12 protein-coding genes are annotated in these 13,753 nt (G+C 71.4%); 4 read left to right on the top strand and 8 right to left on the bottom strand.

What is annotated here, in order from left to right:
* Nucleotides 1–11 precede the first annotated feature (11 nt).
* The gene (locus ABT116_RS00360) at nucleotides 12–371 is read right to left on the bottom strand and encodes an NADH-quinone oxidoreductase subunit A (RefSeq protein WP_003974383.1); all 360 of its coding nucleotides are present in this window, start codon (nucleotides 369–371) and stop codon (nucleotides 12–14) included.
* A gap of 724 nt (nucleotides 372–1,095) precedes the next feature.
* Here ABT116_RS00360 and ABT116_RS00355 point away from each other — a divergent pair.
* Nucleotides 1,096–1,935: a C40 family peptidase gene (locus ABT116_RS00355; protein ID WP_351625638.1), complete on the top strand. Its 840-nt coding sequence runs from the start codon at nucleotides 1,096–1,098 to the stop codon at nucleotides 1,933–1,935.
* 507 nt (nucleotides 1,936–2,442) lie between these two features.
* Here ABT116_RS00355 and ABT116_RS00350 read toward each other — a convergent pair.
* Nucleotides 2,443–3,735 carry a geranylgeranyl reductase family protein gene (locus tag ABT116_RS00350; RefSeq protein WP_053669586.1) on the bottom strand — a complete coding sequence of 431 codons (1,293 nt, stop codon included), beginning with the start codon at nucleotides 3,733–3,735 and terminating at the stop codon, nucleotides 2,443–2,445.
* Nucleotides 3,736–3,832: 97 nt separating this feature from the next.
* Between ABT116_RS00350 and ABT116_RS00345 the strand changes: the two genes are divergently transcribed.
* Both ABT116_RS00345 and ABT116_RS00340 read left to right on the top strand, forming a co-directional pair.
* A complete protein-coding gene (locus tag ABT116_RS00345; protein WP_351625635.1) occupies nucleotides 3,833–4,357 on the top strand; it encodes a GNAT family N-acetyltransferase in 525 nt (174 codons plus the stop codon).
* Between the two features lie 110 nt (nucleotides 4,358–4,467).
* Nucleotides 4,468–4,779 (top strand): PASTA domain-containing protein, encoded by a 312-nt coding sequence (locus ABT116_RS00340; RefSeq protein WP_351625632.1) that lies wholly within the window; start codon nucleotides 4,468–4,470, stop codon nucleotides 4,777–4,779.
* Here the strand turns inward: ABT116_RS00340 and ABT116_RS00335 are convergent.
* A complete protein-coding gene (locus ABT116_RS00335; RefSeq protein ID WP_351625629.1) occupies nucleotides 4,766–5,461 on the bottom strand; it encodes a demethylmenaquinone methyltransferase in 696 nt (231 codons plus the stop codon). The genes ABT116_RS00340 and ABT116_RS00335 overlap by 14 nt on opposite strands.
* 248 nt (nucleotides 5,462–5,709) lie before the next feature.
* Between ABT116_RS00335 and ABT116_RS00330 the strand changes: the two genes are divergently transcribed.
* Nucleotides 5,710–6,726, top strand: coding sequence for a chitinase (locus tag ABT116_RS00330; protein ID WP_351625628.1), 1,017 nt, complete (start codon nucleotides 5,710–5,712; stop codon nucleotides 6,724–6,726).
* A gap of 63 nt (nucleotides 6,727–6,789) precedes the next feature.
* Here the strand turns inward: ABT116_RS00330 and ABT116_RS00325 are convergent, their stop codons facing one another.
* From ABT116_RS00325 to ABT116_RS00305, 5 genes are all read right to left on the bottom strand, one after another.
* On the bottom strand, nucleotides 6,790–7,512 hold the full coding sequence (locus ABT116_RS00325) for an imidazolonepropionase-like domain-containing protein (protein WP_351625626.1): 723 nt from the start codon (nucleotides 7,510–7,512) through the stop codon (nucleotides 6,790–6,792).
* Nucleotides 7,513–7,519: 7 nt separating this feature from the next.
* Nucleotides 7,520–8,719 (bottom strand): cyclic dehypoxanthinyl futalosine synthase, encoded by a 1,200-nt coding sequence (gene mqnC / locus ABT116_RS00320; protein ID WP_351625624.1) that lies wholly within the window; start codon nucleotides 8,717–8,719, stop codon nucleotides 7,520–7,522.
* A gap of 70 nt (nucleotides 8,720–8,789) precedes the next feature.
* On the bottom strand, nucleotides 8,790–9,779 hold the full coding sequence (locus tag ABT116_RS00315; RefSeq protein WP_351625622.1) for a CPBP family intramembrane glutamic endopeptidase: 990 nt from the start codon (nucleotides 9,777–9,779) through the stop codon (nucleotides 8,790–8,792).
* Nucleotides 9,780–9,880: 101 nt separating this feature from the next.
* A complete protein-coding gene (locus ABT116_RS00310; RefSeq protein WP_351625619.1) occupies nucleotides 9,881–10,609 on the bottom strand; it encodes a prepilin peptidase in 729 nt (242 codons plus the stop codon).
* Nucleotides 10,606–13,581, bottom strand: a complete 2,976-nt coding sequence (locus tag ABT116_RS00305) for a BTAD domain-containing putative transcriptional regulator (protein ID WP_351625616.1) — start codon at nucleotides 13,579–13,581, stop codon at nucleotides 10,606–10,608. Before ABT116_RS00305 ends, ABT116_RS00310 begins: the two co-directional genes overlap by 4 nt.
* Nucleotides 13,582–13,753: the final 172 nt, after the last annotated feature.

The following is a 13,753-nucleotide window of genomic DNA, read 5'->3' as shown; positions in this document are numbered from 1 at the left end:
CGTGTGGCCCCTCAGTCCCATTCCAGGCCGCCGCGCCGCCATACGTACGCGTACGCGACGAAGACGGTGAGCACGAAGAGCAGCATCTCCACGAGCCCGAAGATCCCCAGGGCGTCGAAGGTGACGGCCCAGGGGTAAAGGAAGACGATCTCGATATCGAAGATGATGAAGAGCATCGCCGTCAGGTAGTACTTGATCGGGAAGCGCCCGCCGCCGGCCGGCGTGGGGGTCGGCTCGATGCCGCACTCGTAGGCCTCGAGCTTGGCTCGGTTGTACCGCTTGGGCCCGATCAACGTGGCCATGACCACGGAGAAGATCGCAAAGCCTGCCCCGAGGGCTCCCAGTACGAGGATGGGCGCATAAGCGTTCACCGCTCCTCGCTCCTCTCAGTCGGCACTGACTGCTGGCGGATTGCGTCGGGCTCACATCCGCCCCACCCGTTCCTCGAACCCCGCCCGCCCCGGCGAAGATCGGGAACATGTGAAGCAGGTCACAAGCCCAACCGCGTGCATCTTATGCCCGACGCTCTGTGATCTGCGACACGGGGTATTGCACAAGCTTTGTGATCTCCACCACCTGACGATCGATCATGAAGTCGGATGAGCGGTGATCTTCACACGCGAAGCGTCCGTGTGATCACGAGAGGTGACATTTTGGCTCGTCAGCGCAGGCCGGAGGGGTCGTCTCAATATCAAGAGGGTTCTCTTGCATGCAAATTCGCGATGGACTTGATCTCTTGGTAGAGGCGCGTTCACACGTCAGGGGGCACTCGGGGTGAGATGTGGACGCGTGCACGCGTTCACGATCTTCGCGAGGTCGTGACACCGCCGTGATCTACGCGCCGGGACGCGACCGGCGGGACGGCCGTTCCGTGACCTCCATCACATTGATGAGAGGTCCATGAGAACGGGGCTTGGCCAATCAAGCCAACCGATGGTAGGCGCGGGGCAATTCGGGCGTATTGATCAAACACCGTGATCACAGGCCGGTCACGGGGCGCCCGCAATGTCCGTTACGGCGTCAATAAAGGGTCTCGTTCGGGGTTTTTACGGGCCCGGTTGAGTAACTGTGGCGCAGCACACGTTTCTTGAAGATATGAAGGAGCCCCTGGTACCGGTTATTCCCATGTCCCACACCGCTCACATACGCAGCCACCGGAAACCCCGCCGCAGCGCGACCTCTTCGATCGCCCTGCGCGCCGGCGTTGCCGGTGGCGTTCTCAGCATGACAGCGGCGGGTGCGTCGGCTTCGGCGAACGCCGCCGAGCCGGTGACGCAGACCATCGAACTGCCCACCCTGACGGCCGACATGTCCGCCCAGGTCGCCCAGTCCGCCGCCGCCACCCAGCAGGCCGCAGCGAACTACGAGCTGCGCGCCGAGCGTGACGCCGCCGCCGCCGAGGCCGCCGCGGAGGCCAAGAAGGACCTCGCCGAGGCGAAGGAGAAGGCGGAGGCCAAGAAGAAGGCCGCCGAGGCCGCCCGCAAGGCCGCCGCCGAGCGCGCCAACCGCAGCACCGAGCGCGCCACCCTCTCCGCGTCCGCGTCCACGTCCGCCTCCACGTCCGTGTCGGCGCCCTCCAGCGGCAGCGTCGCGACGGTCATCGCGTTCCTCAAGGCCCAGGTGGGCGACGCCTACGTCATGGGCGCCACCGGTCCCAACGCCTGGGACTGCTCCTCCCTCGTGCAGGCCGCTTACAAGCAGGTTGGTGTGGACCTGCCGCGCGTCTCGCAGGACCAGTCGATGGCCGGCACGGACGTCCCGCTGTCCAGCGTCCAGGTCGGCGACATCCTGTACTGGGGCGGCAAGGGCTCCGCGTACCACGTGGGTGTCTACATCGGGAACGGCCAGTACCTGGACGCGGCCAACCCGTCCAAGGGCGTCGTCATCCAGGACCTGTCGGGCTACCCGGCGTCGGGCGCCGTGCGCGTCCTCTGACGTCGCTCGCCGACCGAAACCTCCGCACATACGGGCTCGAGGGCCGTTGCCGCTCCAAGGCGACGGCCCTCCCGGCCTGTCCGGGGCCGCCTGGCTTCCCGGCACCCTCACCCCGCCCCCCGGGGCGCTCCAGGGGCCCTCAGGGTCGTTCTGAGGGGCACCCGTCATCGCGGCCCGCCCATGCGCTTCCGCCACTCCCGCATCGCGCGTCCGAATTGTCCCAATCTGACAGGGTGTTGACGCCGACTCGTGCGACGGCGTCGGCACCCTCGCCCCCCTGACGAACCGGAAGTCCCGTACGCCCCGAAATGAACCGTCCCGATGGCCGCGTGTGGCCGGACTGCTCCCGGGACCGGCCCGGGTGTTCCGCTTTGCACAAGCCGTGCCGGGACGTCACCGGATTCGGTCGACATCGAGGCGTTGCGCCGGACCGGCCTCCATCGCACCTGACGGCACGACGGCCCCGGCGACGGTGTCCGTCGCCGGGGCCACATGCCGTCCGTCCGCTCAGGCCTTGGGTGCCACCCGGCTCAGTCCGTTGATGATGCGGTCCATGGCGTCGCCGCCCGTGGGGTCGGTGAGGTTCGCGAGGAGCTTCAGCGTGAACTTCATCAGCATCGGGTGCGTCAGACCGCGCTGGGCCGCGATCTGCATGACCTTCGGGTTGCCGATGAGCTTCACGAAGGCGCGGCCGAGCGTGTAGTAGCCGCCGTAGGTGTCCTTCAGGACGCGCGGGTAGCGCTGGAGGGCCAGTTCGCGGCTCGCGGGCGTCGGCCGGGCGTGGGCCTGGACGATGACGTCGGCGGCGATCTGGCCGGACTCCATGGCGTAGGCGATGCCCTCGCCGTTGAAGGGGTTGACCAGGCCGCCGGCGTCACCGACGAGCAGCAGGCCCTTGGTGTAGTGCGGTTGGCGGTTGAAGGCCATCGGCAGGGCGGCGCCCCGGATCGGGCCGGTCATGTTGTCCGGCGTGTAACCCCAGTCCTCCGGCATCGACGCGCACCATGCCTTCAGGACCTCGCGCCAGTCCAGCTCCTTGAAGGAGTCGGAGGTGTTGAGCACGCCCAGGCCCACGTTCGAGGTGCCGTCACCCATCCCGAAGATCCAGCCGTAGCCGGGCAGGAGGCGGTCCTCGGCGCCGCGGCGGTCCCACAGCTCCAGCCAGGACTCCAGGTAGTCGTCCTCGTGGCGCGGGCTGGTGAAGTACGTGCGCACCGCCACCCCCATCGGCCGGTCCTCGCGGCGGTGCAGCCCCATCGCGAGGGACAGCCGGGTGGAGTTGCCGTCGGCGGCGACGACGAGCGGCGCGTGGAAGGTGACCTCACGCTTCTCCTCACCGAGCTTGGCGTGCACCCCCGTGATGCGGCCCGTGCGGTCGTCGACGATCGGCGCGCCCACGTTGCACCGCTCGAAGAGCCGGGCTCCGGCCTTCTGGGCCTGCCGGGCGAGCTGCTCGTCGAAGTCGTCGCGCTTGCGGACGAGACCGTAGTCGGGGAAGGAGGCGAGATCCGGCCAGTCGAGCTGGAGCCGCACGCCGCCGCCGATGATGCGCAGGCCCTTGTTGCGCAGCCAGCCGGCTTCCTCCGAGATGTCGATGCCCATGGCCACCAGCTGCTTGACGGCACGCGGGGTGAGGCCGTCGCCGCAGACCTTCTCGCGCGGGAACGCGGTCTTTTCCAGCAGGAGGACGTCGAGCCCCGCCTTGGCGAGGTGGTAGGCGGTGGTGGAGCCCGCCGGCCCCGCGCCCACGACGATCACATCGGCGGTGTTCTCCGAGAGGGGCTCGGTCACGACACTCACGGCGGGATCTCCCCAAGGTTCGGAATTGACGTGCCGACCGGCACGGGACATGGGCAGTCTATGCAGCGGCGTTGATCACCCGGCTGAAGGGCTGCCCGTGAACCGAGTTCTCCCCGCCGTGCGGCTGCGAGTCCCCACCCACGAGGACGCGTTCGCCTGGCACGGGCTCTTCGACGACCCGGACGTCATGGAGTTCCAGGGCGGCAGGGCCGCGGAACTCTCGGTCTACGAGGAGCTCACCGCCCGCCAGCGCCGGCACGACGCCGAGCTCGGCTTCTGCCTGTGGACCGTGCTGGACGAGTCGGGGCAGGTCATCGGCTTCACCGGCGCCCAGCCGTGGGAGCGGGACTGGGGCCCGGTCGGCATGATCGAGATCGGCTGGCGGCTGGGCCGGGAGCACTGGGGCAAGGGCTATGTGACGGCGGCCGCGCGGCAGACGCTGGCCCGGGTGCGGGCGGCCGGCGTGCCGGCTGTGGTCGCGATGGTCGACGCCCGCAACAGCCGGTCCATCGCCGTGACGCAGCGACTAGGCATGCGCCTCGCCGAGACCTTCACGACTCGGGCCTCGCGGCGGGCGGGGCACTGCTACCGGCTCGAACTCGGGGCCGTTGACGGAGAGTAGTCGACTGTCACAGCACGACACCTGTCGCTTCCGGCCGGTACGGAGCGGGAGTTACCCTTCCTGTACCGCTGGGGGTGACATCTGTGCACATATCCCGCAAGACACCCGATGTGCGTGTACCGCGTCTGGTCGGCCTGATGGCCGTGGACGCGCGGGAGACGGCCCGGGCGCAGGGTCTCCTCCTCACCACGCCGGACCGGCCCGCGCCCCCGCTCGCCGTCGTCGACTACGTCGTACGCCAGTACCCGCAGCCCGGTGCCGAGGTGCCGCGGGACTCGATGGTCTACGTGTGGTTCGACTTCGGACCCGGTGAGGGCGGTGGGGGTGTGCACGAACCGCGGGTCCCGCGTCCGCCCCGGGGCGGTCTCCAGCGCGAGCTGGACGAGCCGGGCGACCCCTGCATGGTCCTCAGCTCGCCTTGAAGCCCCGGTGCAGGGCGACGATCCCGCCGCTCAGGTTGCGCCAGGCCACCCGCGACCAGCCGGCCTTGCCCAGCCGCTCGGCCAGCGCGGGCTGGTCGGGCCAGACGCGGATGGACTCGGCGAGGTAGACGTAGGCGTCGGGGCTGGAGGACACGGCCCGGGCGACCGGCGGCAGGGCGCGCATCAGGTACTCGGTGTAGACCGTGCGGAACGGCGCCCAGGTCGGGTGCGAGAACTCGCAGATCACGATCCGCCCGCCGGGCCGGGTCACCCGGAGCATCTCGCGCAGGCCGGCGTCCGTGTCCTGCACGTTGCGCAGGCCGAAGGAGATGGTGACGGCGTCGAAGGTGTCGTCCTTGAAGGGGAGCCTCGTCGCGTCGCCGGCGGTGTACGGCAGCCAGGGCTGCCGCTGCTTGCCGACCTGGAGCATGCCCTGGGAGAAGTCGCACGGGACGACGTAGGCGCCGGTGCGGGCGAAGGGCAGCGAGGAGGTGCCGGTGCCCGCCGCGAGGTCGAGGATCTTCTGCGCGGGGCGCGCGTCGACCGCCTTGGCGACCTCCTTGCGCCATCGCCGGTCCTGGCCGAGGGACAGCACGTCGTTGGTCAGGTCGTACCGTTCCGCCACGTCGTCGAACATCGAGGCGACTTCGTGCGGCTGCTTGTCCAGGGATGCGCGGGTCACGGGCCCATTCTTGCAGCACGCCCTCCGGGCAGGGGCCGCGGCTGCTTCCCCACTGGCTGGCCGGGGCCAGGTACGTCTCGGACAGTAGAGCGCCTTTATGTGACTTAAACTGGGGTTTTGATGTGAAAGACCCATGAGAAACGACCCAGGCTGTCTCTTCTCTGAGAGTTTTCGGGAACGAACGCGTTTGCGGCCGGGAAACGTATCGGCTTGACCCCTGACCTCTTGCGAGAACGGGAGCGCACGTCATGAGGAGTTTGCGGAGGCCGGCCGCCGGGATCGGATGTCTGATCGCCTTCGCAGCAACGGGCTGTTCGGGCCAGGGCGGACCGGACCGCGCGGCACCCTCCGTGACAGCGGCGCCCGACACCTCGGCCCCTGCGGGGAGGGGCACCTCGTACGCCCCGTACGTCATCGCCGGGGAGCCCGCCGCCACCGACTCGGCCGGCTCCCCCACGACGTACAACCTCGCGTTCGTCATAGCCGACGGCGACGACTGCGTCCCCCGGTGGGACGGCTCCCACGCCATCGGCGACGCGGGGGTCGTGTCCCGTATCGCGAAGCTCAAGGAGGACGGCGGCCGGGTCCGGGTCTCCTTCGGCGGCGCCTCCGGCAAGGAACTCGCGGCGAGCTGCGACAGCGCGCCGGAATTGGCAGCGGCCTACGGCAAGGCGCTCGACGCGGCCGGTACGGCCCTCGCCGACTTCGACATCGAGGGCGACGAGCTGGGCGACTCCGCGTCCGTCGCCGTGCGTTCGAAGGCGATCGCGCAGTTGCAGAAGGAACGGCCCGGCCTGGAGGTCTCGTTCACCCTGCCGGTGATGCCCTCGGGTCTCGTCAAGGACAGCCTGGCGCTCCTCGCCTCCGCCAACGACCACGCTGTGCAGGTCTCCACCGTCAACCTCATGACGATGAACTACGGCCCGTCGTACGACGGTGACATGGGCGGCTACGCCCTCACGGCCGCCGAGGCCGCGCACGCCCAGCTGCGGAAGATGTTCGGCACCTCGGACGCGACCGCCTGGCGGGGCATGGCGCTCACCTCGATGATCGGCGTCAACGACGTCGAGGGCGAGACGTTCACGCTCGCGGACGCCGCCGAGGTCCGCGCGTTCGCCGAGGAGAAGGGCATCGCCTGGGTGTCGATGTGGTCGACGGCCCGGGACCGGCAGTGCCCGGACGGTGCCGGGCAGGCCGAGGCGGCGACCGATTGCAGCGGGGTGGCACAGGACCCCGGGGCGTTCGGGAAGGCGTTCGCGGGCTGACGACGGCCGACCGGGGCGGTCCTCACCGGCGACACGGTCCTCGGCCGCCGGGCAGCGCCGGGGTCAGCGGGCCCGGTACACCAGGCGGCCGGCCAGCACGGTCGCCACGCAGGTCACCGCGCCGCGCTCGCGCAGGACCGTCTCGTCGGGTACGTCGAACACGGCCAGGTCGGCCCGGCCGCCGACGGACAGCGGGGCGTGGACCGTGCCGCGCAGGTCGTACCCCTCCGCGAACGGGTCGAGGTCGGGCCGCTCACCGAGGAGCGTGCCGGGAGCCCCCGTGGTCCCCACGACGGTCAGCCCGGACCGGGCGACGGCCGTGGCCACCAGCGGATCGCGGAAACGGGCACCGGGTGAGGCGACGGCCGTGGTGCCGTACCGCAGCATCCGCTGCACTCCGCGCCGTACGCTGCCCGACCAGCGGGTCTCGGTGAGGTCGCCCAGGGCGGCCAACTCCTCGCCCCACAAGGGCTCTTCGCCCAGCTCGTCGGCTTCGCGCGGGTCGGGGTGGTAGCAGTGGCGCAGCAGCCACAGCGGGTGCCACTGGCGCAGCCCGGGGGTGAGCACGCCCGGCCAGCGCCGCACCCGCGCGCCCGGTGCCTCTTCGACGAGGTCCTCGTACGGCCCGACAGCCGCGATCCGGTCGCCGTCCACCAGGACGGCTCCGTCCGCGACGGTCGCGTCCATGGCGGGCGCGTCCGTGCCGGGTACGTCCGCGCCGGGTGCGTCCATGCCGGGTGCCGCGCCCGCCGGGAGGACCAGCGGGGCGGCGTGGATCGTCAGCACGGTGGGGTCAGTTGGGGGCCAGCAGCTTCAGCTCGGGGTGAGCCGTGCCGCCCGCGATGGCCGTGGAGGAGATGTGCGAGACCACGCGGTCGTCGACCGGGTCGTTCGCCGGGTCGTCGTGGACGACGAGGTGCTCGTAGGTGGTGGCGCGCTGGGCGGGCACCCGGCCCGCCTTCCGGATCAGATCGATGATCTCCATCCGGTTGGACCGGTGCTTGGCACCGGCCGACGACACCACGTTCTCCTCCAGCATGATCGAGCCGAGGTCGTCGGCTCCGTAGTGCAGGGAGAGCTGGCCGACCTCCTTGCCCGTGGTCAGCCAGGAGCCCTGGATGTGGGCGATGTTGTCCATGAACAGCCGCGCGATGGCGATCATCCGCAGGTACTCGAAGAGCGTCGCCTGCGTGCGGCCCTTCAGATGGTTGTTCTCCGGCTGGTAGGTGTACGGGATGAAGGCGCGGAAGCCGCCCGTGCGGTCCTGGACGTCCCGGATCATCCGCAGGTGCTCGATGCGCTCGGCGTTGGTCTCGCCGGTGCCCATGAGCATGGTGGAGGTGGACTCCACGCCCAGGTTGTGCGCGATCTCCATGATCTCCAGCCAGCGCTCGCCGGACTCCTTCAGCGGGGCGATGGCCTTGCGGGGCCGCTCGGGCAGCAGTTCGGCGCCGGCACCGGCGAAGGAGTCGAGGCCGGCGGCGTGGATGCGCTGGATGGCCTCCTCCACGCTCACCTTGGAGATCCGGGCCATGTGCTCGACCTCGGACGCGCCCAGCGAGTGGATCACCAGCTGCGGGAACGCGTCCTTGATCGCCTTGAAGTGCTTCTCGTAGTACTCGACGCCGTAGTCCGGGTGGTGTCCGCCCTGGAACATGATCTGCGTGCCGCCGAGCTCGACGGTCTCCGCGCACCTGCGCAGGATGTCGTCCAGGTCCCGGGTCCAGCCCTTGGCGGTGTCCTTGGGGGCGGCGTAGAACGCGCAGAAGCGGCACGCCGTGACGCAGACGTTCGTGTAGTTGATGTTGCGCTCGATGATGTACGTCGCGATGTGCTCGGTCCCCGCGTACCGGCGGCGGCGTACGGCGTCGGCGGCGGCGCCCAGGGCGTGCAGCGGGGCGTCCCGGTACAGCACGAGCGCCTCGTCCGGGGTGATCCGCCCACCGGCGGCTGCACGGTCGAGGATGGGCTGAAGGTCGGCCTTCTCGGTCACCGGGCGTCCCTTTCGTAAGGGTTGTGGACGGACCAGCCCAGCGTACGCCAGGGGTTCGGTCGACTGGACGTCAGGCCGTGCGGGCGGGGTGCGGGGCGGGGGCGGGCGGGGTGCTCGGTGCCGAGAGGCGCTGCGGCTCGCGACGCCGGGCGAGCCACAGCACGAGCGCGGCGTAGAGCAGGTCGGTGGCCATGGCGGTGAGGGCGAGCGGCCAGGGCGCGTCGGCCGCGGTCTCGTCCGACGACAGTCCGCCGACGACCGCGGCGGAGACACCGAAGGCCAGCAGGTTGTTCAGCACGTGCAGGACGATGGCCGCTTCGAGTCCGCCGGTGCGAATCGTGAGCAGACCCATCACAAGACCGTTCACCAGCAGCCCGAGGAAGCCCCACCTGGTCCCCCAGCCGTGGGCCGCGGCGAACAGTACGGCCTGCGGGATCACGGCGAGCCACGGGGAGCGCAGGAACGCCCCGACCGCCTGAAGCAGCCAGCCGCGGAAGACGTACTCCTCGGCCGCGGCCTGCAGCGGGACGAGGACGGCCAGCACGGCCAGCGCCGCGAGGAAGGAGCGCCAGCCCACCCAGGTGTCGGACTCGCCCGAGTCGCCCGGCAGGAAGAAGGAGATCACCGTGAGCATGAGGATGGGCGGCAGCCCGGCCAGCAGGCACCACCCGAACCAGCCGATCCGCAGCCGCCCGGTGACCGACGTGACGGTCCCGGCGGCCCGTCTCGCCGGCCACAGCGTGGCCAGCAGCACCAGGGGCAGGGCTATCGCGAGGGACACGAGATCCATCGCGGTGTTCCCGAGCGGCCCTAAGTCGGCACCGCCGTCGGTCAGTTCGGGGGCACCGAGCGCCGTGCCGAGCCCGTAGGAGACGGCCAGCAGCACGAGCAGGATCACGAAATAGGCGAAGGCCAACAGCACCGTGCCGACCACCGGCCGCCACCAGCGGTGACGACCGGTGGTGCGGTCCATGCGGTGGTACGGGTGAGGGCCGGGGTCCGGGAACGGCCCGACGGGGTGCGCGGTCGGATAGGCAGGGTAGGGAGTTGCGTTTGTCATGATCAGCATCATGACAGCGCCGGTTGCGTGGATCACAGGCGTTCGGCGGGCTCTCGGGCGCGTGTCCGCGTGCCGGGTGAGCGGGTACGCGCCGCCCGCTGTCAGGCCGTGTACGCGCCCACCAGAAGGCCCAGGAACGCGCCCGCGATCAGGAACGGGCCGAAGGGGATGGCCGTTTTGCGGGTGGCTCGGCGGGTGATCACCAGGGCGGCGCCGTACAGCGCGCCCAGGAGGAAACCGGCGAACGTGCCGAGCATGACCGTCGGCCAGCCGTACCAGCCGAGGGCGGCGCCGGTACCGAGGGCGAGTTTGACGTCGCCGAAGCCCATGCCGGCGGGGTTGACGAGGAACAGGACGAAGTAGCCGCCGCCCAGGGCGAGGGAGCCGAGCAGGGCGGTCGTCCAGTGGCCCGCGTGTTCGGGGACGAGAGCGGTGAGGCCGAGCAGGGCCAAGGCGGCCGCGGCGAAGGGGAGGGTGAGCGGGTCGGGCAGACGCCGTACCCGGAAGTCGACGACCGTGAGCAGCACGCCGGCCGGGGCGAGCAGCAGCCAGACCCCGAGCTCGGGGCGGGTGCCGGTCGCGGCGGCGAGGACCGCGCAGACCAGGGCGGTGGCGATCACCAGGGGCGTCGTACGCGGTCCGTATCCGGGCTCCGCACACTCCGGGCATGCCGCCCGCCCCAGCCAGCCCTCGACGGGGTGCCCGCCGGGACACTCCTTGCGCCACTCCTCCCCCGACGGCGCCGAGAACCGGTAGGCCGCGCGCGGCAGCAACGCTCCCGCCGCCGCGCCCCACAGCGCGGCGACGAGGACCAGCAGCCCGGTGCTCATCCCACCGCGGCGATCGCGTCACGCCACGTCGGCAGCAGCTCGTCGAGCAGTGCCTCGGTGCGCGGCGGCAGCCCGCGGGCACCGCTGCGGCCGATGAGGTCGGTGGCGAGTCCGGTCAGCCGTTCCGTGTCACCGGTGGCGTGGGTGGCGCGCAGCAGCTCGTGCCACAGGCGCTCGTCCGCCGGAGCGGTGCGCAGGGCCGCGTCGAGCGCCTCGATGGCCTTCTCCGCGCGGTCCTTCTCCATGTGGAACGCACACAGCGCGAGCCCCGTGTCCGCGACGAGCAGCGGCAGCTGGGCGTCGACGATCTCGTGGGAGAGCCACTGGTAACGGCCCTCGGGCCGGTCGGCGAGCAGCGGCCCGCGCACCAGCACCAGCGCGTCGGTGAGCAGTCGCCCGCGCACGGCCCGGCTGCCGACGCCCCGGCCCTGCGTGGCCTCGTGGTACAGGGACCGCAGCACGTCCAGGTCGGAGACGACCGTCTTGGCGAGCGTGAGCCGGCCGGAGCCGTCGGTGGCGAGGCGGGGCGTGCCGTCGGGGTCGGTGCCGAGCCAGTCGCGCAGCCGGTCGAGCAGCGCGCTGCGCACGTCGTCGGTGACACCCCGCGGCCACAGCGCCGAGGACAGCACGCGCGGATGCACGCCCTCGCGGTGCAGGAGCAGCAGGGCGAGCGCCTCGTGCAGCAGCGCGCTGCGCTCCCCGTCCGGGTTGTCCAGCCCGATGATCTCGTACGGCCCAACGAGCCGGGCGTACACCGCCGGCCGCCCCTGCTCGCTGATGTCGACGAGGAACGGCGGAGCGGTCGCCGGCCCGTCGGTCTCGCGCTCCGGGTCGGCCTCGACGAACAGCTCGACCACGGCCCGCTGCTGTGCGACGGGCAGCAACTGGGCGTCGAGTTCGAGCCCGAGGAGGGGCGCGAGCAGCTTGCCCTGGCCGGTGATCTCCATCTCCCAGGCGGCGCCCGGCAGATCGCCGGTCTCGGTGCCGACGAGGTAGCCGATGCCGAGACGGCTCGCGTCGGCGGCGAGTTCGGCGAGCTTGACGGCGTCCTCGGCGGACGGCTGGGCGGCGAGCAGGACCAGGTGCGGGGCCCAGCGGGTGTGCTGGGCGGGCCCGGTGCGCCCGGTGAGGACGGAGTCGTGCCCGGCGGCGCCCAGCGCTCCGCGCCGCTGCCGCGTCTCGGCCTCCATGGTCTCGACGAGGGCCTCGATGTCGTCCAGGTGCCGGATCCGGTTCGGGGCGAGGGGCGTGAGGTCCTCACCGAAGCCGACGAGGGTGATGGTCATGCGGTCCGACCAGCCGTTGGTCGCCAACTCGGCGGCCACGGACGCGAAGACGGCGGCCCGGTCGGCCTCCCGGCCGCTCAGCGAGACGATGCCGGGCACGGCCTCCAGGTTGAGCAGCAGCCGCGAGTCGTCCATGGTGCCGAGGCTGACCAGGCCGGGGTAGGGCGCGGCCGTGTCGACATCCTCGTAGCGCTCGGCGTCGGTGCGGGAGAGCATCCAGAACGTCTGGTCCTGCCCCTGCTGCCAGGGGGTCGGGGGCTTCCCGGCGGGCTGGGCGAGCTGGAGGTGCAGGTCGCCGTTGCTGAGCCAGGCCGCGTAGACGACCGGCAGCGCGCGTGACTCCTCGGCAAGGGAGGCGGCGAGACCGCGCAGGGACCGGTCGAGCAGCCGTACGCCCTCGGGGTCGGCGCCGACGAGCAGCGCGTCCTGGACGTCCTGCGCGTCACCGCTCGGCGTGGGCGGCTCCATGCCGCGCCGCCCGCCGATGGAGCCGAACGCCGACTGCCACAGGGCCTGCCGGCGCCGCCGCCCCAGGGCGCCGAGGAGACCGGCGGCGAGGAGGGGCGCGGTGAGGAGGGCTTCGGGGAGGCCGAAGGAGCTGTCGGACTCGGCGCCGACGGCGGTGGCCTGCTGGTGCCCGGTGTCGTGGGCGGGCCGCTGCTGGTCGGGTACGGACACCTGGGTGGCGCCGCCGCCGTGTGCCTGGTCGCTTCCGCCCTGGGCGCCGCCTCCGCCCTGGGCGTGGTCGCCGGTCCGGGCGTAGTCGCTGATCTGCTGCTGCACGTCGGGCGACACGCTGGGTGCCTCGTCGGGCATCTCGACGAGGTCGCCGCCGCGGGCGTCGCCCGGCATCTCCATGATCCAGCCGGGCCGGATGAGGCTGGCCTCGGAGAGCTTGGACCCGTCCGGCTGCACGCGGTCCTTGTTGAGCTCGAAGATCTCCTTGTAGCGGCGCCCGTCGCCGAGGTGACGCTGGGCTATCTCCCAGAGGGAGTCGTGGTGACGGCCCTCGGGCGGCTGGATCCGGTAGTACTTCGTGTCGCCCTGCTTGGCGGTGCTGCCGCCGGCGTCGGCGTGGGCGGCGGCGTGCGAGGCCTGCTCGGCGAGGGCGGCCGCGGCGCCGGAGGCCTGCTCCTGCTGCTGGGCGAAGATGCCCGGGGTGGCCTGGGCGGCGGCGACGGTCGGCTTCTGGTTGGCGTCGTAGCCGTTCCCGAGCTGCGACAGGCCCGGCGTGAAGCTGGCGGCGGTGGCGCCGACGAGCAGCAGCGCGGCGACGAGCTGACGTGCGAGCAGCTGACTCGGCCCTGCGCCGGGCACCCGCCCCGGCACGCCGACACCCGACAGCGCGGCCTTCATCTCCACGAGCACGCACGCCGTGAACTGCGCCCACGCCAGCCACACGATGACGGTGAGGATGTTCAGGAACGTGTGAACGGTGATCTCTTGCTGCAGCCAGTCGAAACTGGGCACCCCGCTCGGCAGCGGCCACCCGATCTGCGTGGCCAGTGCGCCCGGCACGCCGACGAGCAGCACGGCCAGGGCGACGAAGGCGAAGAACGCCTTGACGAAGTCCCCGAACGACCGCCGCCGGATCCTCACCGGCTGCGGGGTCCGGTTCCTGGGGGCGGCCGTGGCTCCCGTCGCTCCCGTCGAGCTTGACGAGCTTGAGGTGCGGCGTCGCGGCATGGCGGGTGTCCTGGGGTCGTGTGTGGAGTGGGGTGGGGCTGAGCTGTGGGGTGGGGGTGTGCTGAGCCTACAGAGATCTTATGGACTCTTATCGGGGTCGTCGAAGGGCAGCGGCAAGGAACCTCACTGCCGTCCGATTTGCCCTTGTAGCCACGGGCGTCGACCCGGCGGC

Origin of the sequence: Streptomyces sp. NPDC002130 (assembly GCF_040296465.1) — a bacterium.
GTDB lineage: Bacteria > Actinomycetota > Actinomycetes > Streptomycetales > Streptomycetaceae > Streptomyces.
The sequence above is the reverse complement of the archived record's forward strand: the minus strand, read 5'-3'. Positions and strand labels throughout refer to the sequence as shown.